The sequence below is a fragment of the Bradyrhizobium sp. USDA 376 genome (genome assembly GCF_054063675.1).
The window spans coordinates 8,161,120-8,185,455 of record NZ_JBSSGN010000001.1; the positions used below are offsets into that span (position 1 = coordinate 8,161,120).

Below are 24,336 nucleotides of genomic sequence, written 5' to 3' on the forward strand. Positions count from 1 at the left end.
CTGACGACAGGCCCGCAAGGCGGACGCCAGTCCGAACACGTTCATACTACGACTTTGCTTGTTGCGACTTGGCTCCGGTCTTGCAAAACTCTATCGCACGATTCACCGGGCGGAAGCTTTCTGGCGCAGCCATGGATTTGAATACCATCACAGAGGTCGCCCATCCGCAAACGCGCGCGCAACTGCCCGTTTGGACGCCAGGCGATGCTTGGCTCGCAGGCGGCACCTGGCTGTTCTCGGAGCCACAAGCGTACCTCACGCGGCTCATCGATCTCACCGATCTGAAATGGCCGGCGCTGACGATCGCGGATAGCCACCTCTCTATCGCCGCAACATGCACCGTCGCGCAGCTCGATGGCCTCGCCTGCCCGCCCGACTGGCTCGCAGCACCGCTGATCGGGCAGTGCTGCCGCGCCTTCCTCGCGTCGTTCAAGATCTGGAAGACCGCGACGGTGGGCGGCAATCTCTGCATGTCGCTGCCGGCCGGACCGATGATCTCCCTCACTGCCGCGCTCGACGGTGTCTGCACCATCTGGAAGGCCGGTGGGGGCGAGCAGAAGATTCCGGTCGTCGACTTCGTCACCGGCAACCAGCGCAACCGCCTGACGCCAGGCGACCTGCTCAGGCAGATCGACATCCCGATTGCGGCCTTGAGGCGCCGCACGGCGTTTCGCCAGATCTCGCTGGCGCCGGTCGGCCGCTCGGCGGCGCTCCTCATCGGCAGCTTCGATGCCGGTGGCACGCTCACGCTGACGGTCACCGCATCGACGGTGCGGCCGATCCAGCTGTCGTTTCCCAAGCTGCCCGATGCGAGCACGCTTCGCGATGCGATCACGCAGCAGATCACCGACGACCTCTACCACACCGACATCCACGGCAAGCCGCTCTGGCGCAAGCACATGACGCTACGGCTCGCCGAGGAGATTCGCGGCGAACTTTTGGGGGCGACGCCGTCATGAGCTTCGAGGTCAATGGAACGACGTTTGCGCAACAGCCGCGCGCCGGTCAGTGCCTTCGCACGTTCCTTCGCGAGCTCGGCCATTTCGGCGTGAAGAAGGGCTGCGATGCCGGCGATTGCGGCGCCTGCACCGTGCTGCTCGACGGCGAGCCGGTGCACAGCTGCCTGATCCCGGCCTTCCGCGCCGAGGGCCGCACCGTGACCACGATCGAAGGCCTCGGCGGCGACCACGGCGCGCATCCGATGCAGCAGGCCTTCCTCGACGCCCAAGGCTTTCAATGCGGCTTCTGCACCGCCGGCATGATCCTGACCTGCGCCTCGCTGAACCAGGCCCAGCGCACCGATCTCGGCGCGGCGCTGAAGGGCAATATCTGTCGCTGCACCGGCTATCGCGCGATCGAGGACGCGCTGCTCGGCAAGACCAATATCGACGAGAGCGTGGAAGCCGGCGCCGCCTTCGGCCGCAGCCTGCCGGCCCCCGCAGGTCCCGACGTCGTCCGCGGCACGGCGCGTTACACGTTCGATACCGCAATCGACGGCCTGCTGCATATCAAGCTGCTCCGCTCGCCCTACGCCCACGCCAGGATCGTCGCGATCGACACGTCGGAAGCCCTTCGCGTTCCGGGCGTGCACGCCGTGCTGACGCATGGGGATGCGCCGTCACTCCTGATCTCGACTGCCCGGCACGAGAAGGACTGGATGGACCCCGAGGATACCCGCGTCCTCGACGAGGTCGTCCGCTTCATCGGTCAGAGGGTTGCCGCGGTCGTGGCCGAGAGCGAAGCCGCCGCCGAGGAGGCCTGCCGGCGGATCAAGGTCGAGTACGAGATTCTGCCGGCGCTGATCGATCCCGAGCAGGCGATGGCACCGGGCGCGCCCGTCCTTCATCCTGACCGCACCACCGCGAACCGCATCGCCGATCCCCAGCGTAACCTCGCGGCGGAGACGCATGGCGAGTTCGGCGATGTCGCGTCGGCGCTTGCCACATCTGCCGTCACCTTTGAAGCCACCTTCCACAGCCATCGCGTGCAACATGCGGCGCTGGAGACCCATGGCGGTCTCGCCTGGCTCGATGAAGCGGGCGTGCTCAATGTGCGCACCTCGACGCAGGTGCCGTTCCTGACCCGGCGCGCGCTGTCGGATATCTTCCAGCTTCCCATGGACAAGGTCCGCGTGTTCTGCGAGCGCGTCGGCGGCGGCTTCGGCGGCAAGCAGGAGATGTTTGTGGAGGACATCCTGGCGCTCGCCGCGCTGAAGACCGGGCGTCCGGTGAAGCTGGAACTCACGCGCGAGGAGCAGTTCATCGCGACCTCGACGCGGCATCCGATGCGGGTCCATATCAAGGCCGGCGCGGACGCCGACGGCAAGCTCACCGCGCTCCAGCTCGACGTGCTCTCCAATACCGGCGCCTACGGCAATCACGCCGGTCCCGTGATGTTCCACTCCCTGTCGGAGTCCATCGCCGTCTACAATTGCCCGAACAAGCGGGTCGACGGCTACGCCGTCTACACCAACACGGTGCCATCGGGCGCGTTTCGCGGCTATGGCCTGCCGCAGACGCTGATCGCGATCGAGGCCGCGATCGACGAGCTGGCCAAGCAGCTCGGCATCAGTCCCTACGAGATGCGCCGGCGCAACATCGTCAGGCTGGGTGACCCCATGCTGTCGCCGCCGCCGTCCGAATTTCACGACGTGCTCTACGGCTCCTATGGTCTCGATCAGTGCCTCGACCTCGTCGAGCGCGCGATGCAGGCGGATGGCCCGCAGCCGGAGCTCTCGCCGGAATGGCTGATCGGCGACGGCGTCGCGCTGACCATGATCGACACGGTGCCGCCGGCCGGCCACATCGCGGATGCGATGATCGCGCTCAACGACGACGGCAGCTTCGACCTGACCGTCGGCACCGCCGAGTTCGGCAACGGCACCAGCACCGTCCATCGCCAGATCGCGGCGACGATCCTGGCGACCACCGTCGACAGGATTCGCCTGCGCCAGTCCGACACCGCCCATGGCGGCCACGACACCGGCGCCTATGGCAGCGCCGGCACCTTCGTCGCCGGCAAGGCGACGCAGGCAGCCGCCTCGCAGCTTGCAACCGAGCTGAAGGCGGCGGCCGCGGACGCCTGGCTGTGCGATGTCGCAGCCTGCGCGCTCGAGGGCGAGGCGGTCGTCAGCGGCGTGCGGCGGATGTCCTTTGTTGAATTGGCCAAGCTCGGCCGTGAGCGCGGCCAACCGCTCGCAAGCAGCGGTAATTCCGGTGGCACGCCGCGCTCGGTCGGCTTCAACGTGCAGGGCTTTCGCGTCGCCGTGAACAAGGGCACCGGCGAGCTCAGGATTCTCAGGAGCGTGCAGGCCGCAGACGCCGGAATCGTCGCCAATCCCATGCAGTGCCGCGGCCAGGTCGAGGGCGGCGTGGCGCAGGCGCTCGGAGCTGCGCTCTACGAGGAGATGGTGATCGACGCGACCGGCCGCGTCACCAACCCGAAGTTCCGCGACTACCACCTGCCCTCCTTCGCCGACGTGCCGCGCACCGAAGTGTTGTTCGCGGAGACGTCGGACACGATCGGGCCGCTTGGCGCCAAGTCGATGAGCGAGAGCCCGTACAATCCGGTCGCAGCAGCCCTCGGCAATGCGATCGCGGACGCCACCGGCATTCGCTTCACTGCGCCGCCTTTCAAGCCGGACCGACTGTTTCCGGCGCTGCACGAGAAGTTCGGCAGCTAGCTGCCGCGATAGGTCGCGTAGCTCCAGGGCGTGACCAGCAGCGGAACGTGATAGTGATTTTCCGGCTCGCTGATCGCGAAGCGCAGTGGGATCTCGTCGAGGAACGGCGGGTCCGACAGCGGCACGTTGCGCTCGGCGTAATATTTGGCGACGCTGAAGCGGAGCTCATAGCGGCCGATCGGCAGCGGACGGCCGCCGATCAACGGCTGGTCAGTGCGCCCGTCCGCATTGGTGACGGTGCGCGCGATGATGCGGTTTTCGCCGAGCGCGGAGAGCTCGACGAGCTCCACCGGGATGCCGGGCGCGGGCTTGCCGGCGTGGTTGTCCAGCACATGCGTCGAGAACCGGCCGTGCACCTTCAGCTTGTCGTCGGCGACGACGAGCTGATCGAGCCGCAACGCCGAGATGCGGCCGATCTCCTCGATCGCGCGGCGCGTCTCGGTCTTGGCGATGTTGAGCAGCCGCGTCTCGAAGTCGCGCAGCACGGAATCCTTGGTGTGACGGCGCACGCAGACGATATAGGGGAAGCCGAACTTGTCACGATAGGCGTTGTTGACGCGCTCGAAAGCGGTGTATTCGGCATCCGACAGCCGGTCGAGGCCGGCGCTGTTCTGCTCGTCGGTCGATTCCGCCGTCAGGCCTGCAGCGCGCTGGGTCTTGTTGGCGAGATCGGGATGCGCCCGGATCAGCGCGAGCTGCACATCGGGCTCCGCAGCCTGGATCGCCGCCATCAGCGCCGCGTGCAACAGGTTGATGCCGGTGAATGGCCGCTGCTCGGCAAGCTTCTCCGCGATCCACGGCGAATATTCGACGACGTTGCCGAGCGCGGCGACGAAATCGGCCTTGCTTGCGGCATTGAGATCGGCGAGCGAAATTTGCGACATCACAGCTTCATCCGATCTCGAACGCGTCGGCGGCAAGATGCGCGTGCTTGTCGTGCCAATGCTGCGCGATCTGGAGCCGGGTCGGCACCCAGACGCGATCGTGTTTGCCAATATAATCCAGGAAGCGGATCAGCCCCGCGGCGCGGCCGGGCCGCCCGGCAAGACGGCAGTGCAGCCCCACCGACATCATCTTCGGCGCGGTCTCACCCTCGGCATAGAGCACGTCGAAGGCGTCCTTCAGATAGGTGAAGAACTGCTCGCCTTCGGCAAAGCCCTGCGGGTTGATGAACCGCATGTCGTTGGCATCTAACGTATAGGGAATGATGAGCTGCTTGCCGTTGGCGCCTTTGACCCAATAAGGCAGGTCGTCGGCGTAGGAGTCGCAGAGATAGAGGAAGCCGCCCTCCTCCATCAACAGCCGGTTGGTGTTGATCGAGGAGCGCCCGGTGTACCAGCCGAGCGGCCGCGCCCCGGTCGCCTCGGTATGGACACGAATGGACTCGGCGATCTCGGCGCGCTCCTGCGCCTCCGTCATGTCCTTGTGCTCGATCCATTTCAGGCTGTGGCTGGCGATATCCCAGCCCGCCTCCTTCATGGCAGCTACGATTTCCGGATTGCGCTTGAGCGCAGTGGCGACACCGAACACGGTGGCCGGCCATTTGCGCTCGGTGAACATCCGCCACAGCCGCCAGAAGCCGGCGCGCGAGCCATATTCGAACATGGATTCGATGTTGGCGTGGCGCTGGCCCGGCCAGGGCTGCGCGCCGAGCACATCAGACAGGAACGCTTCCGAGGCGCGGTCGCCGTGCAGGATGTTGTTCTCGCCGCCTTCCTCGAAATTGACGACGAACTGCACCGCGACCCGCGCGTCACCCGGCCACTGCGGATGCGGCGGGTTGCGGCCGTAGCCGCGGAGATCGCGCGGGTAGCGGGTCTCAGTCACTCAGACTTCCTCGAAGCGGATCGGCAGCGCGCCCTTCCACAGCACGCTCTTGCCGAGAGTCGCCAGATTCTCCAGCCCCGAGGTCACGGTGATGAAGTGATTGCCGGCGAGCTGACCCATCTTGCTGGCGAAGCTTACACCGCCATAGGCCAGCAGGATCTCGGTCTCGCTGATGCCGCCGGGATAGAGGATGATCTGGCCCGGCGCGGGATAGCTGGTGTGGTTCTCGTAGCCGACGCCGAAATCGAGGTCGCCGAGCGGCATCCACACCGCCTCGCCGCTCCAGCGCACATGGATGATATGGCTTTCGAACGGCAGAGCCTTGCGGAACGCTGCGACGGTCTTGGGCGCCGCTTGCTCCTCGAAACGGGCATCGAAGGTGAAATCGCCGGCGCGGATAACGAGTTTGCTCATCTCATCTCTCTGGATCGGGGGCTGAAGGCCCCGCGGGGAACTTTCAGCAAAAAGCACTCCATCGGGCTTCGCGCAAGGGGCGGCGTCGCATCACCTGCGGTCGTAGGACCAGCCGAAAATGCCGCTCCGCCGCACCTCCGGCTCCGGCTCGGCGGCAGCCGCAGGCGGCGCCTCCTTCAGTTCCGCCTGCGGCGGCGGTGCGGGCGGTGCCGGCAGATTCTCGCATTTCATGGAATAGACCAGCTTGCCGTCTGCGGTCCGCCCGATCGGCGCGCAGGGGTCCGGATGCGCCGCCGAACTCTTCGGCGTGGGCTTGATCTGCGCCGCAGCCGGCGCGGCGATCAGGAGAAGGACCAGCAGATATTTCGACATCGTTGTCGCCTGGAAAGCCAATTCATCCCATTGAACCGGATTGCGGCGGGCAAGTCCATCGGCGCCGCGGGCTGCCTGCCGAATATTTAGCCGGGACCAAAAAATTTGCTCGCTCCAACGTGATGGTGGCGCCGCTGATATTCGGCAAGCCACATCGCCATGTCAGCCGTGACGACGACAACACCTCTCATAGCCGGAGCGTCGTCACGGGAGAAACAACCATGCGAAAGACGTTTGCCATTCTTGGCGCCGTGCTGATCGCCGCCGCCACCGTCCAGACCGCCGCCGCAAGCGACCGTCGTCACGCCCGCAAGGCGCACCCTGCTCCCATCACTCAATCGGTCCGCGACTCCAACGCCGCCATGTGGCCGTCGCAGCCGACCGTGCCCGACTGGTCGCGCTATGCCAACGGCGCGATGTCGGCGCCGGCGGGACGGTAGAAGTAGACGACCTTATCTCCTTCATCCTGAGGCGCGAGCAATGGGACGCAGCGCGTCCCATTGAGAGCCTCGAAGGATGTACGGCCGAGATGCAGCCGGGCCGTCGCCCTTCGAGGCTTGCTCTGCAGCGCTGCGCGCAGCAGAGCGCGCACCTCAGGGTGACGGTCATAAATTTGAGCCTGCATCATCGATTTTGAGATTCTCAAACAGAGGGCACGCCTCCGCGTCCTCGCCGCGCATTCCGCCCGAGTTCTGCTTCGTCGCTCCACCCTCTTTAGCCAAGAGGGCGCAGGGAAGGCCGGGTGCCGGCGGCACCCGCGGTCCGCTGTGCGCAGGTAGCGCAAAAAGAACCGCACAGCAGCATACAGGTGAAGCCCAACACACGGCCTTCCCTGCGCGATGGTCGGACGGCTTATGCCGTGCTCTCCCGGGAGCCGAGTTCGTTCTGGCCTCCCTCACCTTCGCGAAATTCACCGGCACCGCGCCGGTTGACGCGACTGCCGCCTCCGCAAAGGCTTGACCGTAGCAACGACGGCCAGGACCACACGGTTTTGCCGTACGCGCGGCCCGCCATTTCGCCGCAGTTTTTCCTGCCCTGTCGACGGAGCCGGAAACTTACAGACGAGACGAACCTGACAGCGCCGTTCGTCCGCACGAAGCCTCGGGCTCACGGAGAGCAATCCGCCCTGCCCTTAACCTCGCGTCCGACGCTGCCGCGTCCACCGCAAGCCCGGCTCGCGACAATGACGACCTCATGATCGCCCCTCAAGGATGAGCCAGGATGGGCGACACATACGATAAATCCGAATTTCGGTAAAGCGGAATATTTTCAGCGCGGCGGATTGACAGCCGGGCGACACAGCCCGGCCCGTAGCCGGATGAGCGACTTGTCCGCCATAGCTCGATGGTGGGTTACGCTACGCTAACCCACCCTACGAACCTTCTTCCGATATCAATAGCGCGGAACACCCCAAGGAACGTCGTCAGCATAGGGCCGCCGGTAGTGCGGACCCGCGCCACCATAATATGCGCGTGGGGCATAGTACGGGCCGGGCGCGTAGGTCGGGCCGCGATCGTAGTAGTAGCGGTCCTCGTAATAGTCGCGCCGGCGGCTCTCGGCGATCGCACCGCCGATGACGCCGGCCGCCGCGCCCATGACGGCAAGGGCGGCAGCGTTCGATCCGCGACGATAGTAGCGGCGCTTGGCGGCGCTGAAATCGGTGGCGTCGGAGGCGGCCTGTCCGGCAACGGCGGCCTTCGGCGCCGGCGTGGTCGAAGCGGCAGCCGACGGCGACACGGACGCCGCGGCCAGGGCGAGGGTTGCGAACGCAGCCAGCACCGTCTTGCCGGCGGCTGCGGAAATCATGCGTCCTGCACTCATTTTGACCTTCCTATGTTCTCGCCCGATATAACGCGTGCAAACCATATATAATGCGCAAACCACTGAATTGGTTTCAGGATCGCGGCAATCTGCCACTCTTTGAACGATTGTAAACCGAACGATCCGATCCAGCTTGCACCACTCAACCTGAGCGGATAATGAACAGCCGCGCCGTTTTTCGGTCGCCGTAAGCGTTCACGTGAACCAACGCATCAACCGACGCCGTCGGGATCGATGCCAATTTCCGGGGTTCAACGTGACTGACGCGTCCTTTTCTTCAAGAGAAATCAGATGATTGCGGTTCGCAAACTGCCGGCGCGCTATGCGCCGATCGTGATGCCATTCGTGCTGTCCATCCTCATGACGGCCGTAGTGTCGGTTATTTCGACGCTCCGGAGCCTCGGCGCAACGCCGGCGTTCCTGGCTACCTGGCCCGGTGCCTGGGGGCTGTCATGGCTCGTCGCCTTCCCAACGCTGCTCGTGGTGCTGCCGCTGGTCCGCCGGATCGTGGCCTGCCTCGTTGCGTCCCCGTCTCAACCAGGCCGATAGAAGGCTCGGACGGCGGCGCATGCACGCCGTCCCGTCTTACGACAACGCCCCCAGCACGCCGCGCGTCGCCTTGTCGATCTCCTCGACATAGCGGCGGCGGGCAAAGTTCTCGGTGAGAAAGCCGACCACCTTGCGGCTGTCGGTGGAATCGACCACCGCCAGCATCTCCGCCTCCGCCTCGTCGAACACCGCCATCGCCGACTTCACGTTCATTTCCGGGATCAGCACAATGTCGATCAGGCGGGCGAGCTCGATCACCTGGATGTCGTCTGCGATGGCGTCGAGATCGCTGGAGTACAGGTCGGGCAGCAGGACGAGGCCGACATATTCGTCCGCGTTGTTGACGATGACTATACCGGGCCGCGACCCCAGCGCGAATTCACGGCGCACAGCCGCGATCGTCGTGGTCGACGGCACCTTGCCGACGTCCGAGCGCATCAGCCGTTCGACGGTGAGGTTGCGCAGCCAGCCGACGTCGTTGGCGCTGCGGATGGTCTCGCCGCGCAGATGCAGGCGCCAGGTCGAGAAGGAGTGGCCGAACATGAAGCGCACGCAGATCGAGGTGACGATGCAGCCGGCCAGCACCACGGCGGTGACGTCGACGTTGCGGGTCATCTCGAGCACGAGGAACGACATGGTGAGCGGGCCGCCGACGATGGCAACGCCCAGCGTCGCCATGCCCGTCAGCATCGCCACCAGCGGATCGATCACGAAGTTCGGACTGATCAGCTCCAACAGCTCGGCGAAGAACTTCCCGATCAGGCTGCCGACGAACAGCGAGGCGAAGAACAGGCCGCCGCGGAAGCCCGAGGCCAGCGAGATCAGGCACGCCGTCACCTTCAGGGCGATGATCAGCGCGATCAGGCCGATCGTCATGTCGTGAAACAGATCGAGCACCATGGCGCCGTGGCCGGCCGCCAGCACCTGCGGCGTGACAATCGCAAAGCCGCCGACGATGAGGCCGCCGAACACCGGACGAAGCCAGACCGGCAGCCAGGCGAACAGGCGCTCGAACATCGGCGAGGAACGCATCACGGCGATGCCGACGCCGCTGGTGATGAGCGCGAGCCCGATCAGTGCCAGGTACTGCTCGACGCCGACGGCGCTGACCTTGGGTATCTCCAACGAATATGGCGCGCCGCCGAGCCATTGCGCGGTCAGCGCGCCCGCCAGCGAGGCCGCCAGGATCGGCGCGGCGCTGCCGACCGAATAGACGCCGACGATCAATTCGCACGCGTAGAAGGCGCCGGTGATCGGCGCGCCGAACGCGGCCGCAATCGCGGCGGCCGCACCGCAGCCGACCATCAGGCGCAGGTCGTTGCGGCGCAGATTGAAGAATTTGCCGAGCAGCGAGGCGATGCCCGAGCCGATCTGGGTATAACCGGCCTCGAGGCCGACCGACGCACCGCAGCCGTTGGAGATCAGCGTCTGGCTCGACACCACCACGCTGTCGCGCATCGAGAGATTGCCGCCGCGTAGCGCGTTGGCCTCGATCGGGTCGACCGCGTTGGAGATCTTCATCCTCCGCCGCGACCATTCCATGATGCCGAGCGCCAGTCCGCCGAGCGCAGGCGCGAGCAGCGCGGCCCAGGGGCTCACGCGTGCATTGGCCGACAGGCGAACGTCGACGGGAATGCCGTAGATCACCACATGGGCGATCTGCGCGATCTCGGCCATCAGCGTCACGATGGCGCCGGCAAGCGTGCCGATCACGAGGGCCAGCGGGATCAGGTAGAACTCGTTGCTGCGCAAGAGCGCGCGCAGCCGAACCATGGTGCGGTTCGTTCCCTTGCGATCGACGAGATGCCTGATCCGTACGAACACCTTTTGCCCGTCCTACCCTTCCGACAGGCCGTAGCCGGCCATGCGCTGGCGGACCCGTTCGATCTCGTCACTGGAAAGCAGCGGCGGTTGTCCGATCTGAAGACAGCCGTGATATTGCCGCGCCAGCGTCTCGACCTCGACGGCGAGCCACATCGCCTTGTCCAGCGTCTTGCCGATCGCAATCATGCCGTGATGGTCGAGCAGACAGGCGAGCCGGCCCTCCAGCGCCCGAACCGCGTGCTCGGACAATTCCTCCGTTCCGAAGGTGGCATAGGGCGCGCAGCGGATGCTATCGCCGCCGGCAGCCGCGATCATGTAGTGCACGGGCGGGATCTCCATGCCCATGATCGCCAGAATGGTGCAATAGGCCGGATGGGCGTGGACGACGGCGTTGACGTCGGGCCGCGACTTCAGGATGTCGCGATGGAAGCGCCATTCGCTGGACGGCTTTTGATGGCGCGCATGCGAGCCGTCCATCGCCATGAACACGATCCGGTCCGGCGTCATGCTGTCATAGGGCACGCTGGTCGGCGTGACCAGAAGCCCGTCCGCATGCCGGACACTGATATTCCCTGATGTGCCCTGGTTGATGCCGAGCGCGTTCATGCGGCGGCAGGCGTCGATGATGGCCTGTCTCTTGGCGAGCTCGTCCGCTGTCATCGACATCCCGATTTCCTGGTGCTGATGAAAGGGGAGTACGTCAAAGCAACATGGCAGCGCAAGCGAAAGCGACCGGCCCGTCGGCCATCCGGACGGCGCGCCCGCTCCTTCTCGAAATAGACCGTAAAATCAACAAATTAACAGATTGTCGCAGGCCTACGCCAGGCTCGCGCGGACGGCCGTTACGCCGTTGATCACGAACTGCACCGAATAGGCAGCGAGCAGCATGCCGAGCACGCGCGAGAGCACCGCATTTCCGGTGCGCCCGAGGGTGCGGGCGATCAGGCCCGCGGAGAGAAAGCAGAGCATGCAGAGCAGGCACACCGCGATCACGATCGCGATGATGATCGCGAGCCGCGCGCCATAGCCGGCATCGCCCGACAGCAGCAGCGTGGTCGCGATCGCGCCGGGGCCGGCCATCATCGGGATGGCCAGGGGGAACACCGCGACGTCGGAGGCATGCTCCGAGGTCGCCTTGTCGGCCTCGCGCGCCTCGCGATGCGGGCGGTCGCCGAAGATCATCTGGTAGGAGACGCCGAACAGCAGCAGCCCGCCGGCGATCTGGAACGCGGGGATGCCGATCCCGAGCTGCCGCAGCAGCCAGTTTCCGACCAGCGCAATCACCACCAGGATCGAGGCGGCGATCAGCGGCGCCCGCAACGCGATCGTCCGCTTGACCTTGTCGGGCATGCCGGAGGTCGCGGCCAGGAAAGCCGGCGCAAGGCCGACCGGATCGACCACCAGCAACAGCGTCACGAAGGCGGACAGGGCGAAGTCAAGCATTGCAAAGCGTCTCTGGCGTAGCTCCGGCAGGAAGCCATAGCGGCTCGCGGCCGCCTTCGCGAGGAACATTTGCTCATCCCGACTCTTGATCGCCTGAGGATTGAGGAAGGCGAGCCTTCCCGTGTCACCTCAAGAGGAGGACGTATGGCTAAACGAGCGAAGAAACGCACAACCAAGAAGGCCGCGGCGCGCCGGCCGCGTCAGGCGCCGAAGATGCTCAGCGACCTGTTCCTGGCAACGCTGAAGGACATCTATTTCGCCGAGAACAAGATCATCAAGACCCTGCCCAAGATGGCCAAGGCCGCGCAGTCGAGGGACCTCGCGGCTGCCTTCAACAAGCATCTGCGCGAGACCCAGGGTCAGGTCAAGCGTCTCGACCAGATCTTCAAGATGCTGGGCAAGCCCGCACGCGGCAAGCCTTGCGAAGCCATCAACGGCATCGCGGACGAGGGCGCCGAGATCATGAAGGAGTTCAAGGGAGCCCCCGCCCTCGACGCCGGACTGCTCGCAGCGGCGCAATCGGTCGAGCATTACGAGATCTCCCGCTACGGTACGTTGCGCACCTGGGCCGAGGAGCTCGGCATGCAGGACGCAGCAAGGCTTCTGCAGGAGACACTGGACGAGGAAGAGGCGACCGATCACGCGCTGACGGAGCTCGCCACCTCGGTCATCAACCTCGAAGCGGAAGGCGAGTATCGCGCCGCCGCCTGATGCCGCGCCGCACTGCACGACAGAACGCCGCGGCCGAGCCGCGGCGTTCGCTTGTTGGATCGCACGATGGCGCATGGCACGTCAGCGCCACTGCACTGGATTTCCCGGGAACCAGCCCCATATGGGGGCTTTCCCAGCCCCCGAGTCCGCATCATGCAACCCAAAAATCCCCTCGACTGGATGCTGTCCGAAGCCCTGGACTCGCTGACCCGCGCCGAACGGCTGCGGCACCAGTTCGGCCGGCAGGAAGCCTGCTGGGAGCCGCCGATCGACGTGCTCGAGACCGAGCATGAGCTTTTGATCCTGGTCGCGCTTCCCGGCGTCAATCCGGACAATGTCGAGACTGTCATCCATGACGGCGTGCTCGTGATCTCCGGCCAGCGCACGCTTCCGCCGGAGCTTCGCAACGCCCGCATCCACCGCCTCGAGCTGCCGCAGGGCCGCTTCGAGCGGCGCATCGCGCTGCCCCTTGGCCGCTACGCCATCAGCCGCTTCGTGATGGACGGCTGCGTCGCACTACGCCTCGCCAAATCCTGAGGTCGATCATGGCCACCGAACAGATGAATAACGCACAGACCAATTCCACCGAGCCCGACGTGAAGATCCCCGAGGACGCGCTGATCATCATCCCCGTGCGCGAGATGGTGCTGTTCCCCGGCGCCATCGCGCCGATCGCGATCGGCCGGGCGAAGTCCATCGCCGCCGCACAGCAGGCGCTGCGCGAGCAGCGCCCGGTCGGCATCGTCCTGCAGCGCAGCCCCGAGATCGAGGAGCCCGGGCCGGACGATCTCTACCGGGTCGCGACCATCGCCAACATCGTGCGCTACATCACCGCGCCCGACGGCACCCATCACATCGTCTGCCAGGGCGTGCAGCGCGCGCGCATCCTCGACTTCCTGCCGGGGACGCCGTTCCCGGCCGCGCGCGTCCAGCAGATTCCGGAGCCGACCACGAGCTCGCCCGAGATCGAGGCGCGCGCGCTGAACCTGCAGCGCCAGGCCATCGAGGCGATCGAACTGCTGCCGCAGGCGCCGCCCGAGCTGGTCGCGATGTTCCAGAGTACCAGCGCGCCCGGCGCGCTGGCGGACCTGGCGACCTCGTTCATGGACATCAAGCCGCAGGACAAGCAGGAGGTGCTGGAGACCATCGATCTCGCCTTGCGCGTCGAGAAGGTGTCGAAGCACCTGGCCGAGCGGCTGGAAGTGCTGCGCATCAGCAACGAAATCGGCCAGAAGACCCGCGCCACGTTCGACGAGCGGCAGCGCGAGGCGATCCTGCGCGAGCAGATGGCGACCATCCAGCGCCAGCTCGGCGAAGGCGACGGCAAGGCGGCCGAGGTCACCGAGCTGACGGCTGCGATTGCCAAGGCCAACATGCCGCCGGAAGCGGAGGCGCACGCCAAGAAGGAGCTGCGCCGCTACGAGCGCATGCCCGAGGCGGCCGGCGAAGCCGGCATGGTCCGCACCTATCTCGACTGGCTGATCGAGCTGCCCTGGGCGCTGCCCGCGGAGAAGCCGATCGACATCAAGGAGGCGCGGCGCATCCTGGACGCCGACCATTTTGGCCTCGAGAAGATCAAGAGCCGGATCATCGAATATCTGGCCGTGCGCAAGCTGGCGCCGCAGGGCAAAGCGCCGATCCTGTGCTTCGTCGGCCCGCCCGGCGTCGGCAAGACCTCGCTCGGCCAGTCCATCGCCCGCGCGATGGATCGTCCCTTCGTGCGCGTCAGCCTCGGCGGCGTGCATGACGAGGCCGAGATCCGCGGTCACCGGCGCACCTATATCGGCGCGCTGCCCGGCAATATCATCCAGGGCATCAAGAAGGCGGGCGCCCGCAACTGCGTCATGATGCTGGACGAGATCGACAAGATGGGCCGTGGCGTGCAGGGCGATCCCTCCGCTGCCATGCTGGAGGTGCTCGACCCCGAGCAGAACGGGACGTTCCGGGACAATTACCTGGGCGTGCCCTTCGACCTGTCGCGCGTGGTGTTCATCGCGACCGCCAACATGCTGGACCAGATCCCGGGTCCGCTGCTGGACCGCATGGAGCTGATCAGCCTCGCCGGCTACACCGAGGACGAGAAGCTGGAGATCGCGCGGCGCTATCTGGTGCGGCGGCAGCTGGAGGCCAACGGCCTCTCGGCCGGGCAGGCCGAGATCGAGCCGGAGGCCTTGAAGCTGATCGTCAAGGGCTACACCCGCGAAGCCGGCGTGCGTAACCTCGAGCGCGAGATCGGAAAGGTGTTCCGGCATGCCGCGGTGCAGGTCGCCGAGGGCACGGCTGCGAAGGTCGTGGTGAGCCCGAAGGACATCGCCACCGTGCTCGGCCAGCCGCGCTTCGAGGGCGAGATCGCGCAGCGCACCAGCATTCCGGGCGTGGCCACCGGCCTTGCCTGGACGCCGGTCGGCGGCGACATCCTGTTCATCGAGGCCTCGCGCGTGCCCGGCCGCGGCGGCATGATCCTGACCGGCCAGCTCGGCGAGGTCATGCGCGAGAGCGTGCAGGCTGCGCTGACGTTGGTGAAGAGCCGAGCCGCCCAGCTCGGCATCGATCCCCAGCTGTTCGAGAAGAGCGACATCCACGTTCACGTCCCGGCGGGCGCAACCCCGAAGGACGGACCGAGCGCGGGCGTTGCGATGTTCACGGCGCTGACGTCCCTGCTCACCAATCGCACGGTGCGCAGCGACACCGCGATGACCGGCGAGATCTCGCTGCGCGGCCTGGTGCTGCCGGTCGGCGGCATCAAGGAGAAGGTGGTGGCTGCGGCTGCCGCCGGCCTGAAGCGGGTGATGCTGCCGGCGCGCAACAAGCGGGACTACGACGACATCCCGCAGAGCGCGCGGGACAACCTGGAATTCATCTGGCTGGAGCGCGTCGACGAGGCTATCGCCGTGGCGCTCGAGCCGGCGGAAGCCCAAGTCGATGCGAAGGTCGAAGCGGCGGAGTGATGCGATGAAGAAACTGCTGGAAAAAGCCAAGAGATCGCGCAAGACGCAGCGGCTGCGCCAGCTGCTCGATCGCGCCATCGACCGGGTTCGCGATGCGCTTGCAGGCCCCGAGCCGCGGCTTCAGCCGGTCCCGGTCCGGGTGAAGCGCCGCAAGGGTTGAGCCCTCCGTCTCAGGCCCTCGCGGCTGCCCCAAATAAAAGGCCCCCTCCTATCCGAGGGGGCCTTTGCGTTATCAGGCCACGGCGTCCTTGGCAGCCTTGACCGGGCGGGCGCGGACGATCTTCCGGGCCGGCTTGGCCTTGAACATCATCTCTTCACCCGTGAACGGGTTGGTGCCCTTGCGCGCCTTGGTCGCGGGCTTCTTGATGACCACGAACTTGGCGAAGCCCGGCACCAGGAACAGGCCGTTCTTCTTGAGCTCCTTGTGGCCGACGTCCGTCAGCGTCTCCATGACGCTCTTGACATCGCGCTTGGAAAGCTCGGTGGCGGTCGCAATCTTTTCGATCAACTGCGATTTGGACATTTGGGCTGGCATCGTGTCTCCTCTGATTCGTTGCCGGTTGCATATTAGACCAAGCGGCGAAGGCCTATAGCCTTCTGCACAGTTTTGTCGAGATTTTACGGGCTTTTTTGGCCCCCTGTGGCAAAAAACCCTGCTTTTTAGCTACTTCCGGAGCGAAAGAAGCCTCGGGCAGCGAATTTTACCTTGTTTCAAAGGCCCGCACGCAACCTTGCTAAAGCTGATTCGCGTCTTTCGACAAGCGACGACCGGACGACCGCGTGCGATTCACCCTGAAAAATAAGGGTCGGATCGCACTGCAGCCGCTTTTCTCCCCGTTTTTACGGGGAGAGGTGAAGAGAAGGCAGCTAGACGCGTTCGATGATGATGGCGGGCGCCATGCCGCCGGCGGCGCACATGGTGACGAGACCGCGCTTCAAGTCGCGCCGCTCCAGCTCATCGAGCACGGTGCCGATCAGGATCGAGCCGGTCGCGCCGATGGGATGCCCGAGCGCGATCGAGCCGCCATTGACGTTGACCTTGGCGCGGTCGAGCTTGAGGTCGCGGATGTATTTTTCCGCCACCACCGCAAAGGCCTCGTTGATCTCGAACAGATCGATATCGTCGATGGAGAGGCCGGCCTTGGCCAGCACCTTGCGCGTCGCCGGCACCGGCGCGTTCAGCATCAAGGTCGGCGAGTCTCCCATGTTCGCCATCGCCACGACACGGGCGCGGACTTTGAGGCCATGCGCCTTGGCATAGGCGGGCGAGGCCAGCAGGATCGCGGCGGCGCCGTCGACGACGCCGGACGAGTTGCCGGCGTGATGCACGAAGTCGATCTTCAGGTCCGGATATTTCTGCAGGATCAGGCCGCGATAGGTCGTGCCCTTGTCGTCGAGCGCATAGTCGGCGATGGCAGGGAACGCCGGCTTCAGGCTGCTGAGGCCCTCCATCGTGGTCTGCGGCCGCGGATATTCTTCCTGGTCGAGCGCGAGGCTGCCGTCCTCGCGATGCACGGGCACGAGGCTCTTCTTGAAATGGCCGTTCGCCATCGCATGCGCGGCGCGTTTCTGGCTTTCGAGACCGAGTGCGTCGACGTCATGGCGCGTGATGCCTTCCATGGTCGCGATCGCGTCCGCACAGACGCCCTGATGCGACTGGGGATGCCGTGCCCGCAGGCGCAGATTGCCGGAATCCATCATCATCGGACCGCCGCCGCGGCGGCCCTCCATCGACATCATCTCGCAGCCGCCGGCGATGACGAGGTCTTCGGCGCCCGCCATGATCGAGGATGCCGCCATGTTGACGCTGGTGATGCCGCTTCCACAAAAGCGATCCAGCGTCACCGCGCTGGCGCGCACGTCATAGCCGGCATCGAGCGCCGACATGCGGCCGAGATCGCCGCTTTGCGTCGCGACCTGTGCGCTGCAGCCCCAGACGATGTCGTCGACGTCGGCGGTATTGATGCCGGTGCGATCGGCGAGCGCACGCAGCACGGTTGCACCCAGCTGCTGCGGATGAATGCCCGACAATGCTCCCTTGCCGGCCTTGCCGACGCCCCGCGGGGTACGGCAGGCATCGATGATCAGCGCGTCGGTCATGGGCGTTGTCCTCTTGTTATGAGTGTTGAGGACGTTTTGAATAAGGGGGAGAAGGGTGTCAATGTGGAGCATCTACCCCCACGGCGGATTTTCCGCTGTGCGTAAAATCCGCCGACCTGAGCGACTGACACGGAAGCTTCCACGACGTCGTGGCCGGGCTTGTCCTGCCCCCCAAGCGAATCCTCCGCGCTTCCACAAGATTTTAAGCGATTGCCATTCCAAGGCATTCCTATCAACCCGCGTGAGCTGCGCTTTGCCAGCACGAGCCAGGCTCGCGCCGCGCTATCGAGAGCGCGGGCAGATCTTGAGCACGCCCTTGGAGTTCTTGGCTCGATTCGAATCGTTGAAATTCGGCCGTTGCTCGAAGAGATAGCGCTTTGGCTAAGGCTAGAAGATCCGCGGACGCACGACACCACGGTTGAGCAAATCGCAGATGAGATCAAGGAACCTGCAAAGACGTTAAGCCGCGTCAGACTTGCGTTATCCTACGAGAGCTTCAGCAAGGACGGTAACAGATGGCCCCGCGGAGAGAGCCCTCACCCCTGCCCTCTCCCCGTATCCGCCTTCGCAAAAAGCTTCGGCGGGACAAGCGCGAGGAGAGGCGAAGACGTCACACCCCCGCCGCGTTCTTCGCGATCACGTTGCGGTAGTAGCTCGCGCTGAGTTTCGGCGTGCGCACCTGGGTGTCGAAGTTGACGTGGTAGAGGCCGAAGCGCTTGCTGAGCCCGAACACCCATTCAAAGTTGTCCATCAGGCTCCACAGGAAATAGCCGCGCACCGGCACGCCTTCGGCGGTGGCGCGCTGGAGCTGGGCGAGATAGTTGCGCAGGTACATGATGCGGTCGGTGTCGTAGATCTTGCCGTCGGGCGAGACCACATCGTCGCCGGAGGTGCCATTCTCGGTGATGTAGATCGCATCGGTCTTCCAGATCTTCGCCGCGAGTTTCGGCACCCAGTAGATCGTCTCCGGCGCGATGCGGAGCCAGTCCGAACTCATGTGCGGGAACGATTTCGGGATCGGCAGCGGCATGAAGCCCGCGCCCTCCTCGGACGGCACCACATAGTTCTGCGGCGCGTAGATGTTGAGGCCGAGGAAGTCGACCGGCGACGAGATGATCTTCAGCTCGGCTTCGGTGTATTTCGGCGCATCGGCCCCGGCGTATTTCAGGAAGGCGTCGGTGTAGCGGCCTTCCATGATGACGTTGAGATAGCCGGCGTTCATCTCGCGCAGCGCGATCTCGGCGGCTTGGACATGCTCGGGCGTGTCGATCGCGGGAACGCAGACGTCGATGTTTTCGGCAGGTCCCACCCTGGTGCCACGGCGGCCATGGGCCCGCACCGCCTGCACCGCGAGCCCATGCGCGAGCGCGCTGTTGTGCCTGACCTGGTTGACCTCTCTTTGCGGCAGCGTCACGCCGGGCGCATCGATGCCGAGGCCGTAGCCGAACTGGACGAAGCGGCCGCTCTCGTTCAGCGTGAACACGTTCTTGACGCGGTCGGTCAGGTGCTCGGCGACATAGGCCGCATAGTCGCCGAAGATCTTGCAGGTCTCGGTCGAGCGCCAGCCGCCGAAGCGGTCCTCGAGCGATTGCGGCAGGTCCCAATGATAGAGCGTCGCCCACGGCTCGATGCCGTTCTTGAGCAGCTCGTCAATGAGCCGATTGTAGAAGTCGAGCCCATTGGCGTTCGGCTTGCCGTCCCCATCCGGAAACACCCGCGGCCAGGCGATCGAGAAGCGATAGGCCTTGCAGCCGAGCTCCTTGATGAGCGCGATATCCTCCTTGTAGCGGTGGTAGTGCTCGTTGGCGCGGTCGCCGGTCGAACCGTCCTCGATCTTGCCGGGGATGCGAACGAACTTGTCCCAGATCGAGACCCCTCGCCCGCCCTCGTTGACCGCGCCCTCGATCTGATAGGACGAGGTCGCCGTGCCCCAGAGAAAGCCTGCCGGAAAGCCGCTGTCGCGCGCGGCCGCGGCCGCCGGCTTGGCGTCCGCGCCTTCCAGAGGGTTTGCGATTGCCGCCGCGGACAATCCCGCCAGCGCGGCAAACTGGCGACGCGAGACCTTGTCCGACATGTGATGCTGCCCCCGAGCTGGTTGATGGGGCCCCACAATGACCGGTCACGGGCAGTTTGAGAAGCAGTGGAGGCAGGAGTTGACGATGCAAAAATGCAGAAGAGCGCCCCTGCTCCAATGAGTCGCTATTCAGGCTCGATGCCGAGCCCCTGGATGATCTTGCCGGACGAGGCGAGCTGGTTGTCGAGGAAGCGCTTTGCGCCTGCCGTCGTCACGGCATCGCCGACACGAACATCAAAGCCGAGTGTGGGTGCGCGCTCGCGCACATCGGACGATTCCAGGGCGCGCGCAATCTCGGCGCTCAGTTTTTCGACGATGTCGGCGGGCGTGCCGACCGGCGCCATGAACATGAACCAGCCCTGGAGATCGACGCTTTGCAGCATCTCAGCGATCGCGGGAACGTCCGGCAGGGACTCGATCCGTTTGGAACCTGCAACCGCAACAGGTCGCAGCGTACCTGCCTTGATGAAGGCCTCGGCGATCGATGCCGATTGGATCGTCACCTGGATACGGCCCGAGATGGCGTCCTGCACCGCATTCGTGGTCGTGTTGTAGGGGATGAGGACAAAACCGGTTCCGGCGCTCTTGTTGATGGCTTGAGCGATCAGGCCCGAGAGGTTGCGCGCACCATCGACGGCGAGGCTTAGCGAACCCGGCGCCGATTTTTCGAGCTTGATCAATTCAGGCAGCGTATTGGCCTTCACCTCGGGATTGACGAGAAGGACGTGGTTGCTTTTGGCCACCATCGCGACCGGCACGAAGTCCTTCACGGGATCATAGGGGAGCTTCTTGAACGTGTAGGGGTTGGTGACGAGCGCGGCCGATGTCGCGAACAGAAATGTGTAGCCGTCCGGAGCCGCACGGGCGACCGCCTGCGTGCCGACGAGGTTTGCGGCACCCGGACGATTCTCGACGACGAACTGCTGCCCGAAGGTCCGCGAGAGTTTTTCGGTGATGAGGCGACACATCACGTCGGGGCTATTGCCCGCCGGCTGCGGCACGACGACGGTCACGGGCCTCTGCGGCCACGATTGCGCGAAGGCCGGAAGAGAGAGGCAGAGTGCAGCGCCGGCGAGCAGCAGACGACGCGATAGTCCGGACATGGTGTTCCTCCCTGAAAGATGCCGCTTGCGGGCTTTATGGGTCGTTCGCAGGCCGCAGCCGTTACCGGCTGCGGCCGCTCGATCAGGTTTCGTCTGCGACGACATTCCTGAGCACGCCGAGGCGTTCGACCTCGATCTCGACGACATCGCCGGGCTTCATCCAGAGTGGCGGCTCGCGCCGCGCGCCAACGCCCCCCGGCGTTCCGCTGACGATGACGTCGCCGGGCTCGAGCCGCGTGAAGGTCGAGCAGTATTCGATCTGGCGCGGGATATCGAAGATCATCTGCTTGATCAGCGCTTCCTGCATGACCTGTCCGTTGAGGCGGGTCTGGAGCTTGAGCTCGCCGAGCGGACCGAGCTCGTCCGGTGTCATCATCCAGGGCCCGAACGCGCCGGTATCCGGAAAATTCTTGCCCGGCGTGAATTGATGCGTGTGACGCTGGAAGTCGCGGATGCTGCCGTCATTGTAGCAGGAATAGCCCACGACGTGGTCCATGGCATCCGCGCGGGAGATGTAGCGGCCGGCCTTGCCGATGATGACCGCGAGCTCGCCTTCGAAATCGAGATGGGTCGAGACGCGCGGCCGCACGATCGGCTGCAAATGTCCGGTCTGGCTGTTGGCGTAGCGCGAGAAGATGGTGGGGTGATCAACCTCGGCGCGGCCGGTTTCCTTGCGGTGGGTCTCGTAATTCAGGCCCACGCACAGGATCTTGTCCGGGTTCGGGATGACCGGCAGCCAGGTGACTTTTGAGATCGGAACGGCAGCGGCGGAGGTCTTTGCATCCGCAACGCCGGCGAAGGCCGCACCGATGGCGGCCTTGAGATCGGCATAGCGCGCTTTGAGCGCAGCGCCGACATCAAAAAAGGTCTCGCCCTCGACGATGCCCCAGGTGGTGCGGCCGTCGATCGCTACAGTGGCCAGTTTCACAGCGTTCTCTCCATTGTCACATCGGGAATATGGTCTTGCTTGGCGGGGGCGTCGCGACGGAGCATGTCGATCTCGGCTAAGAGATCGCCGAGCCCGGAGGCATTGCGTGCCGTGCCGAAGACGTAATGGTCGGGCCGCACGATCGCGGCGACGACACCGTGGCGGTCGAACCAATTCGCGAGCACGCCCTCGGTCTCTTCGAGCGCATTCGGCAGACCTGCGCCGGCCGGCTCGACTGCCGCTACCGATACGTCCGGGCGCGCGGCACAGAGCGAGAGCATCGAAGCGGCATCATTGCTGCGGCCGTCGATCAACACGCGCCAGCCGGCCCCGGTCACTTCGTCCAGCAAACGAGCCGCACCGCCGCTCGCGATGCGCGGCTGCGGAAACAGAGTGCCTCGCGCCGGCGTTTCGTGATGTGACAAGCATCCCGCGCGGAGCGGCGGAATGATTTCCTGCCGCGTCAGGAGCAGCGGCTTGCCGCCGCCGTCGGCCAGGATTTGCGCATCGCGTCGCCGCGCCGCTGCCGGATCGCGCTCGCAGATCGACTGGCCGATCGCCTTGATCTTGCCGGTCAGCTCGATGACGTGCTGCTTGCGTTCAACCGTGTAGCTGTCGAGCAGGCTGTCGGAGGAGACGCCCTTGAGCACCTGATCCAGCTTCCAGACGAGGTTCGTGGCGTCACGCAGGCCCTGGCACATGCCCTGGCCGATGAAGGGAGGCTGCTGATGCGCGGCATCGCCGGCGATCAGGATCCTGCCGTTGCGCCAGTCGGCGGCAACGAGGGCGTGGAAGCGATAGGAGGCAGCCCGCCACAATTCCCCGTCATTTGGCGTGAGCCAGGGCGCGAGCAGCTTCCAGACATTGTCGGGCTGCTCCATCTGCCGCGAATCTTCGCCCGGCAGCAGCATGATCTCCCAGCGGCGGTGGTTCTTCGGACCGATGAGGAAGCTCACGGGGCGCGCCGGATTGCAGAATTGCGCGGAGCATTGCGGCAGGCGGGCCAGCGCGCTCCCGTTCACGCGGACGTCGACCACCAGCCAAGGTTCATCGAAGATGAGATCCTCGAGCGCAAGACCTGCGGTCTGACGCACGGTGCTCGATGCGCCATCGCAGCCGAGCACGTAGCGCGCTGTCACCGAACGATGCCGTCCATCGCTGTCCTTCAGACGCGCCTCGACGCGATCGGGCGTTTGAACGAGATCGAGCAGCTCGACGCCGAGCTCTGCCCGCACATTGGAGAATCCGGTCGCGTGACGGCGCAGCTCGGCCTCGACCGCGGGCTGGCTGAACACCATGCTCGGCGTGTAGCCGAGCGGATAGGGTTTTGCGACCATGTCGATGCGGCGGATCAACTGGCCGTCGACGCCAAAATGCTCCGATGCGATGAAAGGCTCGATATGGGGCGAGATCGCATCAGTGAGCCCCATATTGTCGAAGTGACGGAAAATCTCGTGATCGAGCGCAATCGCGCGCGGCTTGTCGTAGACATCCGTCAGACGGTCGATGACGAGGGTGCGATGACCGAGGCGGCCGAGCAGGCTTGCGGCAACGGCGCCGGTCGGCCCGAAGCCGACGACGAGCACGTCATAGTCGATGGCGCCAGCCGTATCCGTCATGCGCGCGCCGTCGCGAAGGGAATGGCGAGCTGCGCCGTCTTGCAGGCCTCCGACTTCGGCGGAGCGATGCCCCATTGATCTGTTCGTCCCGGAGGCCAGACCCAATCGCTGGGGCCTTTCGCGACGTAGCTGTCGTCGATCTGCAGGACTTCGGCGGTGTATTCGATCACGCTACCTGCCGGATCGACGAAGTAGGCGAACACGTTGTCGCCCGGGCCGTGACGGCCGACGCCCCAGCCGATCGGATAGCCGTAGTCCACCATGCGGCCGGAACCGCGCATGACGGACTCGAGATCAGGCATGAGGAAGGCCACGTGGTTGAGGCCGTTGCGAGGGGCCTCCGCAAGCACGATCGCGTGGTGATCGCTGTTGCAGCACAGGAACGCCATCAGCTTGGAGCGATCCGACAGCCGGAATCCCAGGGTCTCCTGGTAGAATACGGACAGCTTTTCGATGTCGGCGCTGTTGATGTTGACATGTGCCAGCCGCTCGGGCCGATCAGCGATCACGCGCGCCGGCTTCGTAAGATCGCCATGAACGAACTCGATGACGCATCCCTGCGCTTCGCGAACCGCGAAACTGGTCCCGCCCGACGGCGCAAGCGACGGCGCGGGTGAGCTGATCATCTCACAGCCGGCCTGCCGCGCACGCGCGAACAGGCGGTGCAGATCTTCGTGCGAGCGGGTGCGGAAGCTGATCTTGCGGAGCGATGTCGCCTCGCCCGGCGTGAGCTCGAGGACGTGGAAGTCGCTGCCCGTCGCGGCAAGGTACACCGTGCCGTCCGCTTCCGCCGTGACGTCGAGGCCCCAGACCTTGCTGTAGAACTCGACCGAGCCGGCAAGCTGCGGCGTCGTGACTTCGACGCTGCGCAGGGCCGTCACCGGAAAGTCGGACATTGGACGTCCTCATCAAGAATGCGAA

Annotated in this window: 23 protein-coding genes; 8 read left to right on the forward strand and 15 right to left on the reverse strand. The window is 65.2% G+C overall.

Features of this window, described 5'->3' with window-relative positions; all coding sequences use genetic code 11:
• Positions 1-131 precede the first annotated feature (131 nt).
• Both ACVJ19_RS38455 and ACVJ19_RS38460 read left to right on the forward strand, forming a co-directional pair.
• Positions 132-959: an FAD binding domain-containing protein gene (locus ACVJ19_RS38455; protein ID WP_453954232.1), complete on the forward strand. Its 828-nt coding sequence runs from the start codon at positions 132-134 to the stop codon at positions 957-959.
• Positions 956-3,682 carry a molybdopterin-dependent oxidoreductase gene (locus tag ACVJ19_RS38460; protein WP_453954233.1) on the forward strand — a complete coding sequence of 909 codons (2,727 nt, stop codon included), beginning with the start codon at positions 956-958 and terminating at the stop codon, positions 3,680-3,682. Before ACVJ19_RS38455 ends, ACVJ19_RS38460 begins: the two co-directional genes overlap by 4 nt.
• Here ACVJ19_RS38460 and uraD read toward each other — a convergent pair.
• The 4 genes from uraD to ACVJ19_RS38480 all read right to left on the reverse strand — a co-directional run bounded on the left by uraD (position 3,679) and on the right by ACVJ19_RS38480 (position 6,295).
• Entirely contained in the window at positions 3,679-4,566 is an 888-nt protein-coding gene (gene uraD, locus ACVJ19_RS38465; protein ID WP_453954234.1) for a 2-oxo-4-hydroxy-4-carboxy-5-ureidoimidazoline decarboxylase, read from the reverse strand. The two genes, ACVJ19_RS38460 and uraD, sit on opposite strands and share 4 nt — an antisense overlap.
• Positions 4,567-4,573: 7 nt before the next feature.
• Complete coding sequence (gene puuE / locus ACVJ19_RS38470) at positions 4,574-5,509, reverse strand: allantoinase PuuE (protein ID WP_453954235.1); 936 nt, start codon at positions 5,507-5,509, stop codon at positions 4,574-4,576.
• Positions 5,510-5,923, reverse strand: coding sequence for a DUF3830 family protein (locus ACVJ19_RS38475; protein ID WP_453954236.1), 414 nt, complete (start codon positions 5,921-5,923; stop codon positions 5,510-5,512).
• Between the two features lie 90 nt (positions 5,924-6,013).
• A complete protein-coding gene (locus ACVJ19_RS38480; protein WP_260371786.1) occupies positions 6,014-6,295 on the reverse strand; it encodes a hypothetical protein in 282 nt (93 codons plus the stop codon).
• Positions 6,296-6,516: 221 nt separating this feature from the next.
• Here ACVJ19_RS38480 and ACVJ19_RS38485 point away from each other — a divergent pair, with 221 nt between their 5' ends.
• Positions 6,517-6,735, forward strand: a complete 219-nt coding sequence (locus ACVJ19_RS38485) for a hypothetical protein (RefSeq protein ID WP_453954237.1) — start codon at positions 6,517-6,519, stop codon at positions 6,733-6,735.
• Positions 6,736-7,687: 952 nt separating this feature from the next.
• Here ACVJ19_RS38485 and ACVJ19_RS38490 read toward each other — a convergent pair.
• Positions 7,688-8,116: a hypothetical protein gene (locus tag ACVJ19_RS38490; RefSeq protein ID WP_453954238.1), complete on the reverse strand. Its 429-nt coding sequence runs from the start codon at positions 8,114-8,116 to the stop codon at positions 7,688-7,690.
• 291 nt (positions 8,117-8,407) lie between these two features.
• Between ACVJ19_RS38490 and ACVJ19_RS38495 the strand changes: the two genes are divergently transcribed.
• The gene (locus tag ACVJ19_RS38495; RefSeq protein ID WP_211409926.1) at positions 8,408-8,665 is read left to right on the forward strand and encodes a DUF2798 domain-containing protein; all 258 of its coding nucleotides are present in this window, start codon (positions 8,408-8,410) and stop codon (positions 8,663-8,665) included.
• A gap of 36 nt (positions 8,666-8,701) precedes the next feature.
• On the opposite strand, the gene ACVJ19_RS38500 is transcribed toward ACVJ19_RS38495, so the two are convergent.
• From ACVJ19_RS38500 to ACVJ19_RS38510, 3 genes are all read right to left on the reverse strand, one after another.
• Positions 8,702-10,489, reverse strand: coding sequence for a chloride channel protein (locus ACVJ19_RS38500; RefSeq protein WP_453954239.1), 1,788 nt, complete (start codon positions 10,487-10,489; stop codon positions 8,702-8,704).
• Positions 10,490-10,501: 12 nt separating this feature from the next.
• On the reverse strand, positions 10,502-11,155 hold the full coding sequence (locus ACVJ19_RS38505) for an L-fuculose-phosphate aldolase (RefSeq protein WP_453954240.1): 654 nt from the start codon (positions 11,153-11,155) through the stop codon (positions 10,502-10,504).
• A gap of 150 nt (positions 11,156-11,305) precedes the next feature.
• Positions 11,306-11,932 (reverse strand): MarC family protein, encoded by a 627-nt coding sequence (locus ACVJ19_RS38510; RefSeq protein ID WP_453955291.1) that lies wholly within the window; start codon positions 11,930-11,932, stop codon positions 11,306-11,308.
• A gap of 144 nt (positions 11,933-12,076) precedes the next feature.
• Between ACVJ19_RS38510 and ACVJ19_RS38515 the strand changes: the two genes are divergently transcribed.
• From ACVJ19_RS38515 to ACVJ19_RS38530, 4 genes are all read left to right on the forward strand, one after another.
• Entirely contained in the window at positions 12,077-12,643 is a 567-nt protein-coding gene (locus ACVJ19_RS38515; protein WP_453954241.1) for a YciE/YciF ferroxidase family protein, read from the forward strand.
• Positions 12,644-12,796: 153 nt separating this feature from the next.
• Positions 12,797-13,180: an Hsp20/alpha crystallin family protein gene (locus ACVJ19_RS38520; RefSeq protein ID WP_018647936.1), complete on the forward strand. Its 384-nt coding sequence runs from the start codon at positions 12,797-12,799 to the stop codon at positions 13,178-13,180.
• A gap of 8 nt (positions 13,181-13,188) precedes the next feature.
• Positions 13,189-15,591, forward strand: a complete 2,403-nt coding sequence (gene lon, locus ACVJ19_RS38525; RefSeq protein ID WP_453954242.1) for an endopeptidase La — start codon at positions 13,189-13,191, stop codon at positions 15,589-15,591.
• A gap of 4 nt (positions 15,592-15,595) precedes the next feature.
• The gene (locus tag ACVJ19_RS38530; protein ID WP_453954243.1) at positions 15,596-15,751 is read left to right on the forward strand and encodes a hypothetical protein; all 156 of its coding nucleotides are present in this window, start codon (positions 15,596-15,598) and stop codon (positions 15,749-15,751) included.
• 72 nt (positions 15,752-15,823) lie between these two features.
• On the opposite strand, the gene ACVJ19_RS38535 is transcribed toward ACVJ19_RS38530, so the two are convergent.
• From ACVJ19_RS38535 to ACVJ19_RS38565, 7 genes are all read right to left on the reverse strand, one after another.
• Entirely contained in the window at positions 15,824-16,126 is a 303-nt protein-coding gene (locus tag ACVJ19_RS38535) for an HU family DNA-binding protein (protein WP_008139488.1), read from the reverse strand.
• A 332-nt stretch (positions 16,127-16,458) separates the two neighbouring features.
• Entirely contained in the window at positions 16,459-17,691 is a 1,233-nt protein-coding gene (locus tag ACVJ19_RS38540) for an acetyl-CoA C-acetyltransferase (RefSeq protein WP_453954244.1), read from the reverse strand.
• Positions 17,692-18,301: 610 nt separating this feature from the next.
• Positions 18,302-19,765 (reverse strand): GH1 family beta-glucosidase, encoded by a 1,464-nt coding sequence (locus tag ACVJ19_RS38545; RefSeq protein ID WP_453954245.1) that lies wholly within the window; start codon positions 19,763-19,765, stop codon positions 18,302-18,304.
• Between the two features lie 125 nt (positions 19,766-19,890).
• Positions 19,891-20,868: a Bug family tripartite tricarboxylate transporter substrate binding protein gene (locus ACVJ19_RS38550; RefSeq protein WP_453954246.1), complete on the reverse strand. Its 978-nt coding sequence runs from the start codon at positions 20,866-20,868 to the stop codon at positions 19,891-19,893.
• 82 nt (positions 20,869-20,950) lie between these two features.
• Positions 20,951-21,796 carry a fumarylacetoacetate hydrolase family protein gene (locus ACVJ19_RS38555; protein WP_453954248.1) on the reverse strand — a complete coding sequence of 282 codons (846 nt, stop codon included), beginning with the start codon at positions 21,794-21,796 and terminating at the stop codon, positions 20,951-20,953.
• Positions 21,793-23,415, reverse strand: coding sequence for a bifunctional 3-(3-hydroxy-phenyl)propionate/3-hydroxycinnamic acid hydroxylase (locus ACVJ19_RS38560; RefSeq protein WP_453954249.1), 1,623 nt, complete (start codon positions 23,413-23,415; stop codon positions 21,793-21,795). The genes ACVJ19_RS38555 and ACVJ19_RS38560 overlap by 4 nt, the downstream gene beginning before the upstream one ends.
• Positions 23,412-24,311, reverse strand: a complete 900-nt coding sequence (locus ACVJ19_RS38565) for a VOC family protein (protein WP_453954250.1) — start codon at positions 24,309-24,311, stop codon at positions 23,412-23,414. The genes ACVJ19_RS38560 and ACVJ19_RS38565 overlap by 4 nt, the downstream gene beginning before the upstream one ends.
• Positions 24,312-24,336 lie beyond the last annotated feature (25 nt).